The 20,860-nt window shown below is 45.0% G+C and carries 26 protein-coding genes and 1 pseudogene; 9 read left to right on the top strand and 18 right to left on the bottom strand.

Features of this window, described 5'->3' with window-relative positions:
• Positions 1–21: 21 nt before the first annotated feature.
• The 7 genes from AC08OG_RS01105 to AC08OG_RS01075 form a co-directional block, all read right to left on the bottom strand.
• A complete protein-coding gene (locus AC08OG_RS01105) occupies positions 22–282 on the bottom strand; it encodes a hypothetical protein (protein ID WP_482929892.1) in 261 nt (86 codons plus the stop codon).
• 25 nt (positions 283–307) lie between these two features.
• Positions 308–1,696: a sodium:solute symporter family protein gene (locus tag AC08OG_RS01100; protein ID WP_482929891.1), complete on the bottom strand. Its 1,389-nt coding sequence runs from the start codon at positions 1,694–1,696 to the stop codon at positions 308–310.
• Between the two features lie 126 nt (positions 1,697–1,822).
• Positions 1,823–2,014, bottom strand: coding sequence for a YjfB family protein (locus AC08OG_RS01095; RefSeq protein ID WP_292354295.1), 192 nt, complete (start codon positions 2,012–2,014; stop codon positions 1,823–1,825).
• 41 nt (positions 2,015–2,055) lie between these two features.
• Positions 2,056–2,412: a hypothetical protein gene (locus tag AC08OG_RS01090; protein ID WP_292354293.1), complete on the bottom strand. Its 357-nt coding sequence runs from the start codon at positions 2,410–2,412 to the stop codon at positions 2,056–2,058.
• Positions 2,413–2,488: 76 nt separating this feature from the next.
• Positions 2,489–2,923: a phage holin family protein gene (locus AC08OG_RS01085; protein WP_292354291.1), complete on the bottom strand. Its 435-nt coding sequence runs from the start codon at positions 2,921–2,923 to the stop codon at positions 2,489–2,491.
• Positions 2,924–2,971: 48 nt separating this feature from the next.
• Complete coding sequence (locus AC08OG_RS01080; RefSeq protein ID WP_292354289.1) at positions 2,972–3,241, bottom strand: ElaB/YgaM/YqjD family protein; 270 nt, start codon at positions 3,239–3,241, stop codon at positions 2,972–2,974.
• Between the two features lie 79 nt (positions 3,242–3,320).
• Positions 3,321–3,506, bottom strand: a complete 186-nt coding sequence (locus AC08OG_RS01075; protein ID WP_292354287.1) for a hypothetical protein — start codon at positions 3,504–3,506, stop codon at positions 3,321–3,323.
• A 210-nt stretch (positions 3,507–3,716) separates the two neighbouring features.
• Here AC08OG_RS01075 and AC08OG_RS01070 point away from each other — a divergent pair, with 210 nt between their 5' ends.
• The 3 genes from AC08OG_RS01070 (at position 3,717) to AC08OG_RS01060 (ending at position 4,910) form a co-directional block, all read left to right on the top strand.
• Positions 3,717–3,881: a DUF1328 domain-containing protein gene (locus tag AC08OG_RS01070; protein WP_292354285.1), complete on the top strand. Its 165-nt coding sequence runs from the start codon at positions 3,717–3,719 to the stop codon at positions 3,879–3,881.
• A gap of 298 nt (positions 3,882–4,179) precedes the next feature.
• The gene (locus AC08OG_RS01065) at positions 4,180–4,572 is read left to right on the top strand and encodes a Crp/Fnr family transcriptional regulator (RefSeq protein WP_482929890.1); all 393 of its coding nucleotides are present in this window, start codon (positions 4,180–4,182) and stop codon (positions 4,570–4,572) included.
• Between the two features lie 20 nt (positions 4,573–4,592).
• The gene (locus AC08OG_RS01060) at positions 4,593–4,910 is read left to right on the top strand and encodes a Crp/Fnr family transcriptional regulator (RefSeq protein ID WP_482929889.1); all 318 of its coding nucleotides are present in this window, start codon (positions 4,593–4,595) and stop codon (positions 4,908–4,910) included.
• On the opposite strand, the gene AC08OG_RS01055 is transcribed toward AC08OG_RS01060, so the two are convergent.
• From AC08OG_RS01055 to tpx, 7 genes and pseudogenes are all read right to left on the bottom strand, one after another.
• Entirely contained in the window at positions 4,907–5,533 is a 627-nt protein-coding gene (locus AC08OG_RS01055; protein WP_482929888.1) for a nucleotidyltransferase family protein, read from the bottom strand. The genes AC08OG_RS01060 and AC08OG_RS01055 overlap by 4 nt on opposite strands.
• Complete coding sequence (locus AC08OG_RS01050; RefSeq protein WP_292354279.1) at positions 5,534–6,526, bottom strand: XdhC family protein; 993 nt, start codon at positions 6,524–6,526, stop codon at positions 5,534–5,536. It abuts the gene before it with no gap.
• Between the two features lie 2 nt (positions 6,527–6,528).
• The gene (locus AC08OG_RS01045) at positions 6,529–7,179 is read right to left on the bottom strand and encodes a molybdopterin cofactor-binding domain-containing protein (RefSeq protein ID WP_482930562.1); all 651 of its coding nucleotides are present in this window, start codon (positions 7,177–7,179) and stop codon (positions 6,529–6,531) included.
• Positions 7,180–7,209: 30 nt separating this feature from the next.
• Positions 7,210–8,738 (bottom strand): annotated as a pseudogene (locus AC08OG_RS01040) (xanthine dehydrogenase family protein molybdopterin-binding subunit); the annotation flags it as partial.
• Positions 8,739–8,842: 104 nt separating this feature from the next.
• Positions 8,843–9,307, bottom strand: coding sequence for a (2Fe-2S)-binding protein (locus tag AC08OG_RS01035; protein WP_292354275.1), 465 nt, complete (start codon positions 9,305–9,307; stop codon positions 8,843–8,845).
• A 156-nt stretch (positions 9,308–9,463) separates the two neighbouring features.
• Positions 9,464–10,111, bottom strand: a complete 648-nt coding sequence (locus AC08OG_RS01030; RefSeq protein ID WP_482929887.1) for a hypothetical protein — start codon at positions 10,109–10,111, stop codon at positions 9,464–9,466.
• Positions 10,112–10,243: 132 nt separating this feature from the next.
• Positions 10,244–10,738 carry a thiol peroxidase gene (gene tpx / locus AC08OG_RS01025; protein WP_482929886.1) on the bottom strand — a complete coding sequence of 165 codons (495 nt, stop codon included), beginning with the start codon at positions 10,736–10,738 and terminating at the stop codon, positions 10,244–10,246.
• Between the two features lie 440 nt (positions 10,739–11,178).
• Between tpx and AC08OG_RS01020 the strand changes: the two genes are divergently transcribed.
• The gene (locus AC08OG_RS01020) at positions 11,179–13,302 is read left to right on the top strand and encodes a molybdopterin-containing oxidoreductase family protein (protein WP_292354269.1); all 2,124 of its coding nucleotides are present in this window, start codon (positions 11,179–11,181) and stop codon (positions 13,300–13,302) included.
• Between the two features lie 320 nt (positions 13,303–13,622).
• On the opposite strand, the gene AC08OG_RS01015 is transcribed toward AC08OG_RS01020, so the two are convergent.
• The 3 genes from AC08OG_RS01015 to AC08OG_RS01005 are packed head-to-tail and all read right to left on the bottom strand — an operon-like array spanning position 13,623 to position 15,931.
• Entirely contained in the window at positions 13,623–14,969 is a 1,347-nt protein-coding gene (locus AC08OG_RS01015; protein ID WP_482929885.1) for a TolC family outer membrane protein, read from the bottom strand.
• A gap of 15 nt (positions 14,970–14,984) precedes the next feature.
• Positions 14,985–15,554: an OmpA family protein gene (locus tag AC08OG_RS01010; RefSeq protein WP_482929884.1), complete on the bottom strand. Its 570-nt coding sequence runs from the start codon at positions 15,552–15,554 to the stop codon at positions 14,985–14,987.
• Positions 15,551–15,931: a FecR family protein gene (locus AC08OG_RS01005; protein WP_482929883.1), complete on the bottom strand. Its 381-nt coding sequence runs from the start codon at positions 15,929–15,931 to the stop codon at positions 15,551–15,553. The genes AC08OG_RS01010 and AC08OG_RS01005 overlap by 4 nt, the downstream gene beginning before the upstream one ends.
• Positions 15,932–16,474: 543 nt before the next feature.
• Between AC08OG_RS01005 and AC08OG_RS01000 the strand changes: the two genes are divergently transcribed.
• Complete coding sequence (locus AC08OG_RS01000) at positions 16,475–16,615, top strand: entericidin A/B family lipoprotein (protein ID WP_292354261.1); 141 nt, start codon at positions 16,475–16,477, stop codon at positions 16,613–16,615.
• 92 nt (positions 16,616–16,707) lie between these two features.
• Here AC08OG_RS01000 and AC08OG_RS00995 read toward each other — a convergent pair whose 3' ends face one another.
• Entirely contained in the window at positions 16,708–16,881 is a 174-nt protein-coding gene (locus AC08OG_RS00995) for a YqaE/Pmp3 family membrane protein (protein WP_014705602.1), read from the bottom strand.
• Positions 16,882–17,056: 175 nt separating this feature from the next.
• Here AC08OG_RS00995 and AC08OG_RS00990 point away from each other — a divergent pair, with 175 nt between their 5' ends.
• From AC08OG_RS00990 to tpiA, 4 genes are all read left to right on the top strand, one after another.
• Entirely contained in the window at positions 17,057–17,578 is a 522-nt protein-coding gene (locus tag AC08OG_RS00990; protein ID WP_292354259.1) for an ankyrin repeat domain-containing protein, read from the top strand.
• Positions 17,579–17,766: 188 nt separating this feature from the next.
• Positions 17,767–18,837, top strand: a complete 1,071-nt coding sequence (gene fba, locus AC08OG_RS00985; RefSeq protein WP_292354257.1) for a class II fructose-bisphosphate aldolase — start codon at positions 17,767–17,769, stop codon at positions 18,835–18,837.
• Positions 18,838–18,913: 76 nt separating this feature from the next.
• Entirely contained in the window at positions 18,914–19,918 is a 1,005-nt protein-coding gene (locus AC08OG_RS00980) for a class 1 fructose-bisphosphatase (RefSeq protein ID WP_292354255.1), read from the top strand.
• Between the two features lie 44 nt (positions 19,919–19,962).
• Positions 19,963–20,838 (top strand): triose-phosphate isomerase, encoded by an 876-nt coding sequence (gene tpiA / locus AC08OG_RS00975; RefSeq protein ID WP_292354253.1) that lies wholly within the window; start codon positions 19,963–19,965, stop codon positions 20,836–20,838.
• Positions 20,839–20,860: the final 22 nt, after the last annotated feature.

Raw genomic sequence — 20,860 nt, 5'->3', positions numbered from 1 at the left:
AGCGTGATTGCATCGTTAAAGTCAGCCTTTTAACAACACGGCATTATCAGGAATATTCTGTTTCAATATTTCACAGTCACCCTGGGCCGGTTGCTGATCGGGAGCACGGTTTTTGTACCAGATACGGCAAAAACCCGGTGAGGGTATATATTCAGCAGGTACTGCGCTGGATGATCCCGAATAACGATCACTGTTGACTACACTATAAGCAGCACAACTACTCATAGCCGCCAGTATCGGTAATATCAGTAGTCGTTGAAGACAGGTTATCGATAATTTCATCTTGTTATTCCTTAGCAATGTCTGGCTATTGAACATCCGCCAGTTTCGCGGCTTTTGCAGCCGGTCTATCAACGCAAGTAAAGGCAATTAAGTTGGCAAAAAAACCAACAACCAAAGCATCAATCTGCCATGGCTGCTGTAATACCGCATTCCAGACAATGGCAGAACCGATTCCAGCCACCGCTCCTGCAATAAACCGTTTACGACTTACATAACAGCCCAGAATCGCCATCGTCAAAGGCACTAATACAGTTGGCGCCCAAAAGTTATACGCATAAATCAGAATATCGATCACGCTATCAATCGATAAAGCAAAAACCATTGAAGCAATGCCCACCAGTAATGTGACCACACGAGCGAGCATTAATTCTACTGTAGCCGTTAATGGTGTTTTGCGTAATGGCCTGACAATATCATTACTAAAGGCAATTGATGCCGAATTTAAAAACGAATCTGCTGAAGACATAATGATAGACACGATGGCTGCTGCCACAATACCTTGCAGGATTGGTGGCACAGCCTGTTGAATGACATAAGGCATCGCTAAATTAGCATCTAAAGAAGGCTGCATGGCTAATGCCACTAAACCAATCAAACCGGTGATGGCAAAAAACGGGATCGAGAACAATCCGCTTAATAATGACCCACGAATAACATCTTTACTGCTTTTACCAATTAACAACCGTTGCAGATAGGGTGGTACCAAGGTTTCACCCAGCATGAAAGTCATAAATAACGATAATAATGCAATAACTGCCAACGGTTCTGTGGGCAAGGTAAAGTGCGTTGCAGGTAAATTGTTTTGCATGGCTTGCCAGCCGCCAACATGCTGTAAACCAAAATACAATGTCATGGGAATGCCGAACGCCAGCACGATAAATTGAATAATATCGGTCCAGACTACGGAACGCATTCCACCAACCGTTGAATAGGCGATAACGATGCCGCAACCGATTAATACACCCCACACACGATCAACATCAAGAAACAGGTTAAACACATACCCCATAGCACCAATTTGGGCACCAAGGATCCCCGCACATAGAGCGAGCGAAAATACACCACTGAAGAGTCGAGCGCCTTTACCGTAATGTTCACCCATAATATCGCCCACTGAAATGGCATTTGGATAACGCATCATTTGCGGAGCAATATATCGGGCGACCAGAATTTCTTTTATGCTAAAGCCCCATAAGGCAACAATATTACTGATGCCAACCAGAAATACCTTTTCAGCATTTCCCATGGAAAAACCACCACCGATAAATGATGCCGATAAAGTGGCAAATATCACCAGCATGCCAAAAGATTTTCCTGCCAGAGCATACTCGTGCATGGTTTTTATGCCCCGTCCGGCCCACAAGCCTATAAGCAGTACAAAAAACAGGTAAATAATTACAACAAGGGTTTCCATATCCACTTATCCAAGAAAATGAAGTTTGGTAGAAGCTTACGTGTTTTTCAGGCATTAAAAAACCACCCGAGCACAATGTCTGGGGCGGTTTTAATTAAACTTGTAGTATGTAGCGTTAACTTCTTGTCATACTTTCACGTTAATGATGTTGCCTAAATTTCCCTGCGGCACTGGAACAGCATCCAGTAATTTCAATACCGCCTGGCCTTGGGCCTCAATCTGATCATTGCTGAGTTTAAGCGTCGCAACCATTTGTTGCTGGGCAGACTGCTGAACGGACAACTGACTTGCCATTGCAGCAACATTTGTTGTATCCATTATGCCTCCCTAAAAACTTATCTAAATGCTATATCGGCAGCTTATTTCAAAACTTTATCGGCAATTTGTTCTACAACAAACCCCAACACCTGCCGTATCTCATTTCGTGGCTGATCTTCCATCTCAGCAATCTCAGCAGCTGAGTGACCTGCAGACCAATGTTGGCGGACAATACGCATTTTTTCAGCCGTTAATGAACTGAGCACTTCTGCTGTCATTTGATCCTCTATAAATTCAGGATCGACTTCACTTAGTTCCAGCTCACCGGTTACCGGCATTCTATCCTGCTGTCCCCATCTTTCAAGTAACAGACCCGCCTTGCTAATCCGTTCCTTACGCTGGTGTTGCAACGCTTCAATCCGCACTTTACCAGCAGTACGATTCAGTTTTTTTCCCACAGCACACCTGCCTGACGTCAATGAACTGAATGTTAATAACTTTTGATGACCAGCGAATTAGCGGGTCAGAAAAGCATTATTTTTCTTCAAAGAAACGCTTAAATACGTCTTTTGCCTTATTACGCGTATCCTCATTGTAACCGACAACCAACCCGGCAAGTAAAGTCGCTAAAACCGATTTACCAGGATGCTGATGTACAAACTTGCTGAGCGCAGGAGTAATAACTGCTTGCAGCACATTCTCCAAATCATCCACATCGGGTTTATTGGAGGTCTGGAAACTTGGTGATGCTTGTTTTGTGCGGTAAACAGCAAACTTTGCTACCAACATCACCAGTATGGCAGTTAACACATAACCACCCGCGGTGATGATGGCAGCAATATCTGGTGGATAATGAATCAATAACGCAAGATAAACAGCAAAACCAGCGAAGCCAAGGGCAAATATGCCTAGCAGTGTTGCTACTGCTAGCGCGACAGTATTAATTTGTACTCTTGATCGCCAGCCCATATATTTCTCCTGTGGCTTGTTTCCATTATAGTTGAGATGGGAATGGAATTACCGATCCAAAATTTTACCGAGAACCAAACCAACACCAAAGGCGACAGCCATACTACTGTAAGGGTGGCTCTCTACTTCGCTTTGGACTTTGCCAAACGACTCTTTCACTTGGTCCTGTGCTTGTCCTGCTGCGACTTTAACACGGTCCTGGCTCTCTTTGGCATAAGCGGAGGTCATCTCTCTTAACGTCTTTGTAACTTCTGCAAAATCCTTACGTAAGTTATCCAGTTGTTCCTGAAGTTCCTGATTACTAGCTTGAGTTGCCATTTGACTATCTCCTTGAATTAGTTTTACTGATTGATACCGCTATATCTTAGACACCGGTGTTAACCCGATTACTTCAAAATTAATCGGTTGCCTCTTCTATTGCGTCTCCACTTTCTTCAACACTTTCATCGATGGCCTCACCTGCTTCTTCTGCTGGACCTTGATCCTCACACGCTGTGAGAAAACCTGCACCAGATAAAACAAAAGCCATTAACAAGACTTTGGATAAAAAGCGAAATGAATTTGAATCGGTATTTTGGAACATAATCATTTACCTCATATTAAAGAAATTAAACATCGTAAAAAGTGTATAAATTGATTATAAATTTTGAATCAGTGAAACATCTTTCGATTCACTTTTTCAAGTGTACTCTCAAGCTAACTTTTTGAGTTAAATTTCGCTTTAACCTGTGTTAAGGAGCTTTTTTTAAAAATCCTATGGTGTAACTCCATTCAACTCTAACAAGGACATACCATGATTAGTTGGGCGTTAACATTTCTTATTATTGCAATTATTGCCGGTGTTTTAGGCTTAAGTGGTGTTGCAGGAACTGCAAGCAGTATTGCATGGATTCTATTTGTGATCGGTTTGGTGCTTGCACTGATATTTTTTATCACCGGCCGTAGACCACCACTTTAACTTAACCCAATCTCCAACGATTTAAAAATTTAAATAAATAATACAAAAAATAAGGGTTAGATTATAAATCTGATCCTAGTAATAGCGCAGGATCGAAATGAGATAAAGTCACCCCAGCCATTTAATTTATTTGGTAGGCTATGCTCACCAAATTGTTAGATGGTTACCTTTTGGCACCGCCCGTTTTTCGGGTGGTGTCTTTTTTTGGATTAACGCTAATTTATTAGATTGACTTCGCATATTTCCGGGGTATATTTCATCCCCATCATATTATCTTATGTTGATATTAGGAACGCTTATGAGCTCACCTTTGACTGAGAGTTGTATAGTTCATCAGTTTCAAAAATTCGCTGATCTCAACCAACATGAAATCAGTTTGTTACAAGCATTGGAAAAAGATCCCCGAAATTTTGAGGCCGATCAGCCAATGGCTATAGAAGGCGGCAAAGCCGAACGTTTTTTCACTCTCCAGTCAGGCTGGGCCTGTGCCATGCGCACACTTGCTGATGGACAACGTCAGGTATTGGATATTTTCCTGCCAGGCCAGATTCTAGGTCTGCGTGAAATCAGTTTTGATCGAAACCTTTCAGAATTCCGTACATTGACGGAAGTAAGAGCCTGCCCGTTTCCACGCCAGCGTCTGACTGAAATTTTCGATCAAGCGCCTCGGTTGACCGATTTATTTTTTTGATCCTTGCCCGGGAGCAATCCATGCTGATTGAGCGGGTCATTAATATCGGCCGACGCAGCGCCGTGGAGCGGCTGGCTCACTTTATTGTGGAGATGAAAGTAAGGCTCAATGTCGAAGCTGACAAATTTGAATTACCCATGAATCAAACGATTATTGGTGATACCTTAAGCCTGTCTTCAGTACATGTAAGTCGTACCTTTAAAGTACTGCGTGATGAGGGGTTACTTGAGTCGAATAATGGCGATATTCATATTCTGGATCTGGAAGGTCTTATAGATATTTCCGGGTTTGATCGAAATTATTTAGAAAGTCATTCCAACTGGGCCAGAGAAGACTAAACCTTACCTAAACGCTCGATAACAGTCACATCATCGATGGAATCAACGTCAGCTAACACCCCTCTTTCAATTGTCATAATTTTGTGAATCTTATCCACTTCTCGCTGTAACAGGTTTTTGGCACCTGTATCACCCTCTAACGCCATCAGCTCATCTTTATAAACGCTATTAAATCCCACCGGGTGACCACGTTGATCATCATAATAGGGTGCCGTAATGCCGGCACCCAGCTGTAAGCTCTCACAAATCTGCCGTAATACGGCGTGTGGAATTAGTGGCATATCGGCCAAACCGATGACCCAGCCACCAGCTCCCGCTGTTGCGGAGATGGCGGCTTTAAGACTGTGGCCCATGCCAGACATTGCCTGCTCGGCTTCAATCAGATTAATTTTTTCATGCTGTTGATCCGACCAGCTAATAATTGCCTCTTTTAACAACAGATTATCCGGCCGGATTACAATGCATAATTCATCAAACACAGAACACCACAATTGCAGCGTATGTTGAATCAATAGTTGCCTTTTGTTCGCTATCGTTAGCTCATGTACCAGTTTGTCCGCACCAAAACGTGATGATTGTCCAGCGGCCAGAATGATCCCGGTGGGAGCCCTTTGCTGATTCATTTAATTACAGACAGATTGAACTTCTTCAGCCCTGAATGGCTTTCTGACCATTGTTGATCGTCTTAGCTGAATTAGCTCGGCTAATATGGCGATAGCAATTTCAGGCGGTGTTCGGCTGCCAATCGATAAACCTACTGGTCCATGCAATCGCTCAATTTCCATTGCCGACAAATCAAACATCGCCAAGCGTTGACGGCGATTGGCATTATTTTTTTTGCTTCCCAGAGCACCGACATAAAAAGCAGCTGACTTGAGCGCTTCCAATAACGCCATATCATCCAGTTTGGGATCATGTGTTAGTGCCACAATGGCGGTATGTGCATCTGGCTGCATGGCCAACACTGCATCATCCGGCATTAGATTGAGCAGCTCTACTCCACCCACGTCCCAGCTTTCCCGCATTGCATCACGCGGCTCACAGATCGATACCTGATAATCCAGCGACTGTGCGATATTTGCCAGATAAGCCGATGTCTGACCTGCCCCAATAATCAATAATCGCCATCTTGGTCCATAAACTACAGATAGCTGCTGATCAGTGATTTGCACTGGAATATCAGTTGCTTTGGCATCGCTGCAATGGGTGTGTAGCGAAGAAAGGTTTAATTCACGTTTTATTAATCGATGGCCATTAATTGCATTGAGAATTTCAGCTACCCATACGCTATTTTTAACGGGCTCAACTACCAGCTCCAATGTGCCACCACAAGGCAGATTAAAGCGTTGAGCTTCATCCCGTGTTACGCCATACACCATTACTTTGGCCTGCTCTGTTGGCAATTCACCTGACACCGCTTTATTGGCCAGATCATCTTCAATACAGCCTCCGGAAACCGATCCGACCAACACACCATCACTGCGTAAAACCAGCATGGCGCCCGGTTGACGCGGGCTGGATCCGAAGGTTTTCACCACCGTCACCAGCCATACCGTCAAATCGGCTTCCAGCCATTTCTGCAGTGTTTTAAAGACTGAAAGATCGACACTGTCCATAATCAGCTTTCCAGTTGATAGCGAATAGGTAAGTTACGGATCCGCTTACCGGTCGCAGCAAAAATAGCATTGCATAATGCTGGCGCAATCGGCGGTAGGCCTGGTTCACCTATTCCACCTAATGGCTGGCTGAAATCTTCCATCGGCAACAAATGCACATGAATTTCGCGAGGCGATTCATTCATTCGAGTCACTTGATAACTATCAAAATTATCCTGTTCAACCGCACCGTCTTTAAAACTGATTTCACCGACGGTGGCCAGGCTGACACCCATGATGCAGGCCCCTTCCATCTGTGAGCGTATTCGCTCCGGGTTTACCTGAGGCCCACAATCCACAGCAATATCTATTCTAGGGATGGTTAATTCACCCTCATCAGAAACTTCTACCTCTACAATAGCGGCGGTATAACTGACAAAACTGTAATGCGTTGCCAGCCCTAACCCTCGCCCAGCCGGTAAGTCACGTCCCCAGTTGGCTTTTTCACATACCGCTTCGACTACCCGGCGTAATCTGCCTGTGTCTAAAGGATATTTTTCCGGCGATTCCCCATAATTCCATTCATCGTTCAGCTCAACCGGATTAATTTTCCGTGCCGGTCCAATCAGTTCCAATAAAAATGCTTTGTGATCACGATCCAAATCATGGGCCATTTCAGCGATAAAGGATTGGATCGCAAACGCCCGTGGAATATTGGCCACCGAACGGAACCAGCCAATCCGGGTATGAGCTTTGGCTTCCGGGTTTTCTATTTGAACGTTGTCGATTGCAAACGGGATATTCATTACCCCCATCCCCAGTTCAATCGGCATTTGATGAACTGAAGACGCATCAAAAGTTGATGATATTGAGGGTGCTACAGTGCGATGTAACCATGCTGTGGTTCTACCATCAGCATTCACCGCGGCTTCAAGATGTTCTATTGAAACAGTATGCAGATAGCCATTGTGTATATCGTCTTCACGAGACCAGGTAACCTGTACAGCACGACCCTCCATTGCTTTGGAAATTAATGCGGCTTCGACCAAATAGTCGGGCTTAGATTTACGACCAAAGCCACCCCCAATAATGTGACATGAATGGTGACATCTACTGGTGACATTTCCAGCCATTTGGCAACGGTATCTTTACTGGCTTGCGGTGCCTGGGTGGGTGCCCACACTTCACATTTGCCATCCTGAATTCGGGCTGTAGCAACGGGAGGTTCCATTGGTGCCTGAGACAGATGCGGAATGTAATAATCTGCTTTGTAAGTTTTATCTGCCGTTTCTAACGCTTTTGCAACATCACCACTGCTACGGAGTACTTTTCCGCCAGAATTTGAAGCGGCTTCCAGCATTTTCTGGCGGTATTCATCAGTGTTATAACTGGCATTTTCGCCATGATCCCACTCGATTTTCAGCTTTTCACGCCCTTGCATGGCCGCCCAGGTATTTTCAGCAATCACGGCCACACCGCCTAAAGGATTAAATACAGCAGGTGGTGGGCTGCCTTCCAAGGTAACGACTTTAATCACGCCGGGGACTTTCATGGCTTCACTGTCATCAAACGACTTTACTTTGCCACCATAAACCGGAGGCCGGGCAATTACCGCATGCACCATCCCGTCAACTTGCACATCAATACCGTAGATAGCTTTGCCGGTAACAATATCTTCACCATCAATCAGCCTGGTAGATTGTTTACCGATATAACGGAACTGATCCGGAGTTTTTAAACGCAATGTTTCGCGTTCTGGAACATCCAATGCTGCGGCGGCTTTTGCTAACTCTCCGTAACCCAGTACTTTGCCGGAAGGCCGATGTTTGATTTGGTGATTTTCAGCGAAAACCTCATCAACTCCCACACCCCAATGAGCTGCCGCAGCCGCCTCCAGCATCATTCTGGCTGCTGCACCTACATTTCGCATCGGCATAAAGAAGTGTCTTACACTGCGTGAGCCATCGGTATCCTGATTTCCATAACGTTCTTCATCACCAGGGGCCTGGATAACGTTGACCTGATCCCAGTCAGCTTCAAGTTCATCAGCCACGACCATCGGCAGGCTGGTGCGCACCCCCTGCCCCATTTCTGAACGATGACTGACAATCGTTACACTGCCATCTTCTGCTATCGCAACAAATATCAATGGATTATCGACCCAGCCATGCGGCATGGCGTCTCGTCCATATTTAGGTGCTTCTTCATCTTCTGCAAAACCACTAAAAGGCATGCCTACAGCTAATACAAAACCCGTTAAGGCAAAGCCTTTTAACAGATTACGGCGACTGATATTAGTGATTTCAGTTTGCAGGCTTTCATTTTTCAGTGAGGTATTCATTGGGCACCTCCGTTGTTGGTGGCTGCCAATTTAATCGCATCTCGTATTCGGTTATATGTGCCACATCGACAGATATTGCCACTCATCGCATTATCAATATCAGCATCACTTGGGTCCGGATTATCGCGTAATAAAGCGGTAGCAGAGACCACTTGACCAGACTGACAATAACCACATTGCGGCACACCAAGCTCTACCCAGGCCTGCTGAATTGCCTGGCCAACTTTATCTTTACTGACGGCTTCCACGGTAGTGATTTGTTTGCCTTGTGCTGCACTTATCGGGGTTGAACAGGAACGAATTGGCTGGCCATCGAGCATTACAGTACACGCACCGCACAGTGCTTTGCCACAACCAAATTTAGTGCCGGTCATGCCCAGCACATCGCGTAAAGTCCAAAGAATGGGCATATCTTCAGGCAAATTAACTTCATGGCTCTCGCCATTGACTGATAATTTCATGAGGGCTTTTCCTGTAATTAATGAAAACGTAACGGGCCTTAGAGCTTGTTAAGTCTCAAGTCCTTGGGTCTGCTGACAACGTTATCAGCTGCATATTATGGTTAGATTAACGATACGAAATTATCGTAAAGTTGCATATAAAAGCTGTTGGAATCGCTAAGATTTAGTCACCATCGACTCCAACATGCCGTTCACAATACGAGGAGCTTCATCGGTTTTGGTGCCACGAAAGGTTGAGACCAAAAGTTTGGCTTCGTTATAAGCGGTATCTATTTCCTGACGAAATAGCTCTCGGAAACGCTTGCCACCCATGATAAAAGAACCTTGTTGCTGAGCTATCTGCTCAAAAATCTGGTTTTCAGTAGCATTATGACTTTGCACGATTAATTGTCCTGCCAGACGACTGAATACTGGAACGGCCATAACAAAGGTAATCAGTTTGTTGACTTCTCTCGGACTGCGTTGTTTCCAGTACTGGGCATACGAAGAAATTTTACGAAAGGTACGCCAGTCCACGTCGGTCAGTTGTGCTATTGGTCCAGAAGGCTGCGCGCCATCAAACAAATGCTCCAGATCAACACAAAATGCATGATAATCCGGTAACGCCGCCAATGCCAGTTGAGTCGCTATATTGGCGATATCTGCCTCCAATTCTTCACGGGGTTCCAGCGTCCGGTTATAAAAAATAACAGATGAATGAAACTCTAAAGTATTGCTGTCCTGCCAGAAACGGATAGCCTTCAGCTTCGGATGAAACTCCGCGATCACCGCCACCGAGGCAAAAAGTTGATCCAGATTATCCATATCGCCAGTTCTCTAATAATCACTATCTGTGGGACAGAACAATAACTAAAAATGTTCAGCAGGCACAGCAAGCAAACATAAAAAAATCCCGATGATCAGCATCGGGATTTTTTATCCGGCGCTACAGGTTAATCAATTCAGGACTTTTAAAGCAGCGTCATAATTCGGTTCATCAGTAGTTTCAGCTACCTGTTCGGTGTAAATAACTTTACCGTTTTCATCAATGACAACTACAGCACGGGATAACAGACCTTTTAACGGTCCGGTTTTAACCGTAACGCCATAGTCTTCACCAAAACTTGAACGGAATGCTGAACCAACCTCAACCTTATGCAGGCCTTCAGCACCACAGAAGCGGGCCAAAGCGAAAGGCAGGTCTTTTGAGATACAGACTACCGTGGTGTTATCAAGCGCCGTAGCTTTTTGATTAAATTGACGAACTGACATTGCACAGGTGTCAGTATCAATGGATGGAAAAATATTCAGTACGATGCGACCACTGATATCCGTTAAATTCAGATCAGACAGATCGTCTTTTACTACTGAAAAACCAGGCGCTTTATCGCCCACTTTTGGCAGATTACCCACGGTCTCAAATGGATTTCCTTTCAAAGTAACTGTTGCCATGATGTTCCTCCTTACTAATTATCAAACAGAACAGCGAGCCTACACCCAAGCATTGGGAAGTCAAATCTATACGTATCGGGAGAAGAAAACACACTCGCTAATGTGAAGCCCTATAGTGACTCCACCCTAGTGCGGAAGAATATTATTGTCTTTAACCTTGGTTAACCGGGTTGGTTTCGAATTAAGAATACTGACATGTTTAGCTTGCTGATTTACGCCTAAATTTACAAAGATAGGGCGATTACTCCCAATACTCAAAATATACCGCCATAAATCTCAAATCAGTAGGCTATATAAATGCTGGATCATGTATAAATTTTCCAATATAAACAATAGGGTGTAAGCTCAGAACTAGCGGTTAACAGCGGGCAAAATTCCCGTGGCAGTCTGGTGTATAGTCAAAAAATCTTATTGATAATGAGCTCGGGAGGCAAATAGCCATGGCCAGTGTAATGAAAACCACCCATCACGGCGGCTGTCCGCATGACTGCCCTGATACCTGTTCAATGGTATATGAAGTCGAAAACGGTCAGTTAATCTCAGTTCGTGGTAATCCCGAGCATCCAATGACGCGTGGTGGATTGTGCGTCAAACTCAAAGATTACGAAAAACGTCATTATCATCCCGATCGCGTTTTACATCCGATGCGTCGAGTTGGCCCTAAAGGCAGTGGTCAGTTTGAACAAATCAGCTGGGATGACGCACTGACCGAAATCACCGACCGCTGGAAAGCGATTATTGAAGAATATGGCCCACAAGCCATTATCCCTTATAGCTATCTCGGCAATCAGGGCCTGGTACATGGGTTAAACGGTGGTGATGCTTTCTTCAACAAAATGGGTGCCACAGTTTGTGAGCGGACTTTTTGTGGTGAAGGCTCATGCACTGCATGGTTGTTAACCGTCGGTCCGACGGCCGGTGTGGACCCCGAAAGTTTTATTCATTCCAAGTACATCATCATCTGGGGCTGTAACTCCGTCAGCACCAATCTGCATCACTGGCATATTGTGAAAGATGCCCAGAAACGTGGTGCTAAAGTGATTGTTATCGATCCGTACAAATCCAAAACCGCTAAAGAAGCTGATTGGCATATTTCCCCAAGACCAGGCACCGATGGTGCTCTGGCTATGGCAATGATGCACACCATCATCGAAGAAGGCTTGGTAGATCAGGACTATGTTGATAACTACACCGTCGGTTATGAAGAATTAGCCGAACGGGCCAAACAAAGAACACCAGAATGGGCCGAAGAAATTACCGGAGTAAGCGCTCACGATATTCGTCAGTTAGCTCGCGAATTTGCCACCACGCAACCTGCAGCCATCCGTCTGGGTGTTGCCCTGGAACGTAATTATGGTGGTGGTCAGGCAATTCGTGCTATCAGCAGTTTACCGGCATTGGTGGGTGCATGGCGACATGTTGGCGGTGGCGCTTTGCAGTTCCCGGTGTGGGAACATCCCTATAAATTTGATGTGATCTGCCGACCGGATTTAATCCCAGAAGGTACGCGGGTGATTAATGCCATTCAGATTGGCCGGGCCTTAACCAATGAAATGAATCTGGATATTCCGATCAAATCGATGATGTGCTGGAATGCCAATCCTGTTACCCAGGCGGCTGAAACAGACAAGATCGTGGCAGGACTGATGCGGGAAGATTTATTCTTGGTGTCAGCCGAACATTTTCTCTCAGATACGGCGTCATTTGCCGATATCGTTTTACCTGCATCGATGGGTGCCGAGATGGAAGATATGGTGTTGTCATGGGGCCATCTCTATCTTACCTACAACGAAAAATGTGTTGAGTCTCCCGGTGAAGCTATTCCTAATAATGAAATTTTCCGCCGGCTTGCAGCCAAAATGGGTTATGAAGAAGAAAACTTCAAATGGAATGACAGTGAGTGTCTGGAAAATTATGTGGACTGGGATTCTCCAGCCTGTGAAGGAATTGATTTAGCCTATCTGCGTGAACATGGTTATGCCCGCCTTAATGTTGGCACCCGAGATAACCGGGCACCGCACAAGGCCGGTAATTTTCCAACGGCTACCGGCAAATGTCATTTCCGTATTGATGATGCCACCAACTTTGTTGCCGGCCCATTCAGACAAATGTATGACGGTTTTCAGCCTGGTGAACCGCTGGATAGCCTGCCGGATTATGTGGCTTCAAGAGAAACACCACAGACCAATCCGGAACTGGCTAAACGTTTCCCCTTGAATATCATTTCACCGAAAAGTCATGGCTTTTTGAATTCCTGTTACGCCAACATAGACAACAAGCTTAAAGCACAAGGCGATCAGTTTGTCATGATCAGTGCTGCTGATGCCGATCTCAGACAGATCCAGCAGGGAGATACTGTTCGGGTATTTAATGACCGGGGTGGTTTTGATGCCAAGGCACAAATCACCGAAGATGTCAGCCCGGGTATTGTTGTAGCTACGCTGGGATATTGGCGTCAACGCAATAATGGCACAGTGAACTGTGTCAGTTCAGCAGAGTTTGTTGATATGGGGCATGCACCAACCTTCACCGATAATCTGGTGCAGGTGGAGGCTATTAGATAAATAAGCCCTAGGGCTTATTTATCTTTCATATCCACCACTGCTGGCGGCTATTTTTGTGTCCGACAAGGCGGAAAGCACGCCGTGTAGCCTTCCTACATAAGTGATTGACAACGTAGGCGGCCACAAAAATAGTCCCAGCCCTTCGGGTTGTGACTGAAAAAGCGCCACTCTGCGTTGCTCGTCACTTATTTAGAACAACTAAAAGGCGCTCCTTGTGCCTTGATTGACGCTTTTTCAGCTCACAACAGAGGCGGAGATGAAAGATCAACAAGCCCTAGACTGAAGCGGATATCCTGATTTAGTCGGATATCCGCTTTTAATTATTCTGTATCAGCTTCCTGATTGGCTACTGTAATCGCTTCTTCACGTTGTTCGATAGCCATGGTTTCCAGCAGTTTACCCATTGATTGCATCAGCCAGTAACAGGCGTATATCCGGTCATAATAGACTTCGGTATATTCAATTCCGGCGCTAAGCAATTCATTCTCAGTATCTAATAAATCAACTAAGGTACGTTGCCCCACGCGAAACTGGGACGCATACGCTTCACGGGTTTTTTCGGCAGCTTCAACCCGTTGCTGTAATCCCGGTAAACGATTGTTAGCATTTACTAATGCATTCCATGCCAGGCGAACATCCAGCCCAATTTCCCGTTTTGCCCTATTAATCAGCTCTTTTTGCTGTTCACTCAAATGTTCAATTTGTTCTACCCGGGCCATATCTGCGCCGCCATTCAACAGGTTATATTGCAGGCGGAACATCGCATAGAGACCTTTATCTTTGCCTGGCTCACCATCAAGATTGTTATTTGCTGACGCACCCAAATCCAAATCGATACGAGGATGAAACGCAGATTTAGCCGCATTTTCCTGGGCCAGAGAGGCTTCATGATCCGCCAGTGCGCTGCGCAGAGTTGGATGCTGGTTGTAGGCGATTTTTAACGCATCATCCAGCGTGGCAGGGGCTTTGTCGCAGCAATCATCACCGGGGTTACTCAGATCTTCCGGCATTGTTCCAACAACCCGTTGAAAATTGGTTCGGGCATCTTCGATATTGCCAAGTTGTGATTCAAGATTTGACTTTGCCAAAGATAAACGTGCCTGGGCCTGTTCAACATCGGCCTGACGGCCTACCCCGCTCTCAGCCCGTTGCTGGATCTGAGAAAAAATCGTTTCATGCGATTGCAGATTGGTTTGGGTCAGTTCCAAAAGATCCTGTCGACGCAGAACATCAAGATAAGCTTCAATTGCCTGCAAGCTGGTGCGTTCAGAAATATCCGTTACTGCATACCCGGCAGAGTCGGCAGCGGCGGAAGTACGATCGACCTCACTTTTGGTATAAAAGCCATCATATAACATTTGTTTTGCGGTAATGCTGGCCTCGCCTCGCGTCAGCGTCTCGCTGCCGGGGCGTGTAGCGGGATTCTTGGTATATTCACGCCCATATCCCAAATTCAGGTCAATTTTTGGAGCGTAACCTGCACGCGCTTGGTCAATTGTTTTATTCACACTCAATCGACGATATGCTTCGGCCAGAATTTCAGGGTTGCTTTGAATGGTCTGCTCGACGGCCTGAACCAGCGTTTGCGCCAGAATTGTCGGAGAAAAAGCCGTTACACCTGTCAACAAAGTGGTGCTAAGCGCGAGTACTTTAATTTTTCTGTTCATCTATCCAACACTCCATCAGCGAACGTCTATTTCAACACGTCGATTTCTTGCTTCAGCAACTTCATCGGCAGTCTCAATTAACAGCTCCGATTCGCCCATACCTCTGGTTGTAATGATATTTTCCGGAATGCCACGTCGTATAAGTTCCTGGCGAACCCTCTGTGCGCGACGTTCTGACAAGCCAATATTATATTGTTCAGACCCCATAGTATCAGTATGTCCGATAACAATCGCTTCAGCAATTTGTCTCGCTTTTATTTCATCAAAGACTTTTTGAGCCTCTGTTTCTGATTCTGGAGTAAACGTGCTGGTATCAAAGATGAAATACAGACGGGCGCGATAAGGTTCTGCAGGTAAAGCGGCCATCGCAGGTTCCATTTCAGGATCTGCTTCTACCGGCGGTTTGGCACAAAACGGTGATTCGCCCTCTGTCAGCACCATAGGTGCTTCAATCTCTTCTCGCATTTCGGAAGTAGGTGTTTCCGGACCAAATGAATTGACAGCACTGCTGTAACCGCTACATCCGGTGATGAATACGGGAAGTAACAAAAAAGATATCATTCGGAATATATGTGTCAGCATCATGGCGCTTCTTTAGTAAGTGGATCGACTTTTACTGATAATGTTGAACATGAAGCCGTCAGCGTCGTCGTTGGTGTATGGACTTTTACTGCATCCAGTCTTTTGGCAGTCAATTGGCCACCAACTAATGCCAGCGTTCTATTAACAATAGATAAGTCTGCCTGTCCTTGTTGTGATTGGTTATCAAAATGATAACTGTCAATCGAAAAACGGGTGTTGGGGCCAGCACCGATACGGGTATTGTCGTTAAACAAAATCCCTACACTGCTATTGTTATCGGTATGCAATGCATCATCAATAAAGACTTCATCTCCCAAGCCAACTTTAATAAATTCACCGGCACGAATTAACTGCACATTACCCAGCAGTGTTTTTACCACACCCACACTTTGAGCATACCCTGTCGAGCTAAAAAGCAGAGTGAATGATAATAAAGCTAAAACTATTTTTTTAGGCACCATATCTCTCAGAACCATCCATTGGTTACAGCCGTTATAACGAAGTCTAACGTTTGATTTAAACACTATAAAAGACGAGATTGCTCTAAATCACATGAATCACAAAATGGTCAGATTCATGGTTTATTCAAAAAGATTCCGCCAATACAATGTGAACTCTGTCACATTTTTTTCGAGATGACTATATTTAACAGAAAAAAAAGCTTATGAATTCAATTTCTTCAAACCAATAAACACGACACCAATTAATAATCGTTTCTTTTGGATTGACTGTTAGCCACATTATCGGCATAAATAGCATCTGGGTGAAGAAAAAATACAATAACAAAATGTAGCTCCAAACAGAGTAGGCGGCTTAATTGACTGTAAAAATTTACCAGGCAATTCGGTCAGCTTGCTTGCTCTGGTCTTAAAGATTGGGTTTCCCTAATTCTTTTTACACATTCATTTTTCTAAGGAATTAACATGAAAATTACAGCTGTATTTTTATCTTTGTTTTTTATCTTTGGACTTGCTGCTTGCAACACGATTGGAGGCATAGGCGAAGATGTAGAGGCTGCCGGTGGTGCAGTCGAAGAATCAGCAGAAGAAAATAAAAACTACTAGTTTTACCTGCTTTTTCAACTAATCTACTTAGTTAAGTTAAAAGAAAAAAGCCCTGCTGACATAACGTTCCGCAGGGCTTTTTTATCGCAATTTTAATGTTTCAAAATCACATATAACGCATGAATAATGCCTGGAATGAATCCGAGCAATGTCAACAAAATACTTAACCAAAAATGTCCTTTAAAACCAACTTCCAGGAACACCCCTAACGGCGGCAGTAAAATAGCGAACAGAATTTTGATTGGATCGGTCGCGGTAAAAGCCATATTGATTTCCTTTATTTTGGTTCGTCGATAAATTGCACCAGCAATCAGTATAGACACACTTCACTGATCCACATTAACCTGTGTTTAATTTAAATCCGGACGATTACGTTGTTAGCTACAGGTCGGCTCAACTCTGCCAGATTTTTATCAGATAGAAATCGATAAGGATAAACACGTGGATAAACCCGAAGATAATCAAAAACCTTCGCTAGATGATGAAACACTTGAACTTGCGCAACAGCTGTTTGAACTGGCACGACATGGTAATACTGAAGCATTAGAAAAACCGCTGGAACTGGGACTGGCCCCCAATATTCGCGACAGCAATGGCAACAGTCTGTTAATGCTGGCGACCTATAATGGTCACGAAGCAATGACCCGACTGTTACTGCAACATGGTGCGGATCCTGAACTCGCGAATTTACGCCACCAAACACCGCTGGCTGGAGTAGCTTTTAAAGGTTATGTAGATATTGCTCAAATATTGATAGAGCATGGTGCGGACGTTAATGCCACCACTCCTGATGGAAAAACACCACTGATGTTTGCGGCTATGTTTAACCAAACAGCAATCATGGAGTTATTACTCTCTCATGGCGCTAATGCTGATTTAAAATCTGCCGAAGGTATGACGGCAATGAGTCTGGCGCAATCAATGAATGCCCAGGACAGTATTCAGCTATTATCCGATCGCTAGTCTTTGCACCTAAACATAATTTTTTCTTATACGCTTCATAAAAATATCTAACTTCTTTTTATCCAAAAAATATGCCTAAACTGCCTATGGTTTTTATTCAGGCAAGGGCGTGATTTTGGCTTAAATCAGTTTCAGCGCCAATCCTGCTTCAAAAAACCTCTGATTTGCAAAGATAAAAAGGTAGGCTTATGGCGTTAATATCAATGCGACAACTGCTGGATTATGCTGCTGAACAACAGTTCGCGATTCCGGCTTTCAATGTCAGTAACATGGAGCAGGTCCAGGCTATTATGCAGGCAGCTGACGCCGTAGACAGTCCTGTTATTCTGCAGGGATCGGCCGGTTCACGTTCTTATGCCGGTGAACCATTTCTCCGCCATTTGATTCTAGCTGCGATAGAACAATATCCACATTTACCTGTTGTGATGCATCAGGATCATGGAGCCGAGCCTGCGGTCTGTGCACGCTCTATCCAATCCGGCTTTAGCTCAGTGATGATGGATGGCTCTTTGATGAGCGATATGAAAACACCTTCATCTTTTGACTATAACGTCGACGTCACCCGTAAAGTGGTCGAAATGGCCCATGCCTGTGGAGTTTCTGTAGAAGGCGAACTAGGCTGTCTGGGCTCACTGGAAACCGGCATGATGGGTGAAGAAGACGGACATGGTTCGGATGACAAGCTGGATCACAGTCAGTTATTAACTGATCCTGATGAAGCGGTTGAATTTATCAGACAGACCCATGTCGACGCGCTGGCTGTGGCCATTGGTACCAGCCATGGCGCCTATAAATTCAGTAAGCCACCGACTGCTGATGTGTTAGCCATCAGTCATCTGCAAAAGTTGCAACAACGTTTGCCAAATACCCACTTTGTCATGCATGGCTCCAGCTCGGTACCACAGGATTGGCTGCAAATCATTAACAATTACGGTGGTGATATTGCTCAAACCTATGGTGTGCCGGTTGACGAGATCGTCTCCGGTATTAAATTTGGCGTACGCAAAGTCAATATTGATACCGATTTACGTATGGCTACCACCGGTGCAATTCGTCAATATCTGGGTCAGCCGGAACATGCCAGCGATTTTGATCCACGTAAATTCTATAAAGCCGCTACCACAGCAATGCAGGCGATCTGCCAATCCCGTTATGAAGCTTTCGGTAGTGCAGGACATGCCAGCAAAATCAAAGTGATTTCACTGGAAAAAATGGTGAAACGTTATGCCTCAGGAGAGCTTTCCCCCAAAGATCTCTGATTTATCTCCGTAACAAATCTCTGCCTTTTTTGGCATTGGCAGTAAATGGCGTAACCGTTTTTTAAGGATAACAACCATGAAGCCACATATCAGCTTGACCCAATTTATTATTGAGCAACAACGCAGCATCCCCAACGCATCTGGCGATTTCACCATGCTGCTTAGTGATATTGCCAGTGCTTGCAAGCGTATTACTCATGCCGTCAGTCGTGGTGCAATGACGGGTCAGCTTGGCAGTGCCGAAAGTGAAAATGTGCAAGGTGAAACCCAAAAGCAGTTGGATATTATTACCAACGACATTATGGTTGATGCTCTGGAGTGGACCGGCCATCTTAGTGGCATGGTCTCTGAAGAAATCGATGAGCCGATTGTCATACCTGGGCACTTCCCCAAGGGAAAATATCTCGCTCTGTTTGACCCATTGGATGGTTCATCAAATATTGATATCAACCTGACCGTAGGCACTATCTTTTCAATATTAAAGGGCCGCGAAGGTCGTAATGCCAGCCTGGAAGATTTTCTGCAACCAGGCAACCATCAGGTTTGTGCGGGGTTTGTTTTATATGGTCCTTCAACCTTGATGATTCTCACCACAGGGCATGGTGTTAATGGCTTTACTTTGGATCCGGATATCGGGGAGTTTGTGCTGACCCATCGCAATATGACCATTCCCGAAGATTCGCAGGAATTTGCCATCAATATGTCCAATCAGCGTTTCTGGGAAGCGCCTGTGCAACGTTACATTGATGAATGCATGCGAGGCAGACAAGGCCCTCGCGGCAAGGATTTTAATATGCGCTGGGTCGCTTCTATGGTCGCTGAAGCGTATCGAATTCTGACCCGAGGCGGCATCTTCCTTTACCCACTTGATCAGCGTGAGCCAGACAAAGGTGGCAAGTTGCGTTTGATGTACGAAGCCAATCCAATCGGCTTTATTATTGAGCAGGCCGGAGGTCTTTGCTCCACTGGCCGACAACGCATTCTGGATATTCAGCCTGAGAGTATTCATCAACGTATACCGGTCATTCTCGGCTCAAAAAATGAAGTTGAACGGGTGGTTGATTACCATCAGCAAGCGTAAACAGTACCAGTGATCCAAACCGTTTTATCTAAGGTGTAAACATTATGCGTAAACCATTGGTGGCCGGAAATTGGAAAATGAACAATCCAACCGAAAGCCCACGAACATTACTCCAGAATATTTTACACAGCGCCCATATGCTTGACAGCATCCTGTCCAGCAGTGAAAACGCCCTACCAATAGATATCGCTCTGTTTCCGCCATCAGTGTATCTCAGAGAAGCACAGGAAGTGCTGTCCGGTTCCAGACTTCAATGGGGCACCCAAAATGTCTCTGCCTATGATGAAGGACCTTATACCGGTGAGATTTCGGCTTCGATGATTAAAGGCTTTGGCTGTCACTACGTTTTAATTGGCCACTCAGAACGTCGTTGCCTGTATGAAAAGCTGGAACTCGATCAGTATGTTTTAGATCAAATTGTCGCTGAAAAATATGCCCAGGCAATCAACAATGATCTCACTCCAATTATCTGCATCGGCGAAACAGAAGATGACTATGAATCAGGCAAGACGGAGGAAGTGATTGCTCGCTTACTGGATATTTTAATTGCTCATAAAGGGCCAAAAGCATTAGCCAATGTAGTGCTGGCCTATGAACCTGTATGGGCTATCGGCTCCGGCAAATCTGCTACACCGGAATGGGCTCAGAGTGTACACAGCTTTATGCGTCAGCGAATTGCCAAACATGACCAGGCCAGCAGTGAAACTGTTCGAATTATTTATGGTGGTAGCGTCAAAGCCCATAATGCTGCGGCAATCTTCTGCCAAGCAGATGTTGACGGCGGCCTTATCGGTGGCGCTTCACTCGACGCCGAGGAATTTATCCAAATCTGTTTTGGTGCGACTCAATCCTACACTTGCCAGCCTGGCCATATGAATATCCCACCAGAACTCGAAGCTGGGACTAACAAGGGATTATGAACTTGAGAATAAAGCTTCTGGA

It is taken from the genome of Methylophaga sp. F7 (assembly GCF_056863975.1).
The sequence above is the reverse complement of the archived record's forward strand: the minus strand, read 5'-3'. Positions and strand labels throughout refer to the sequence as shown.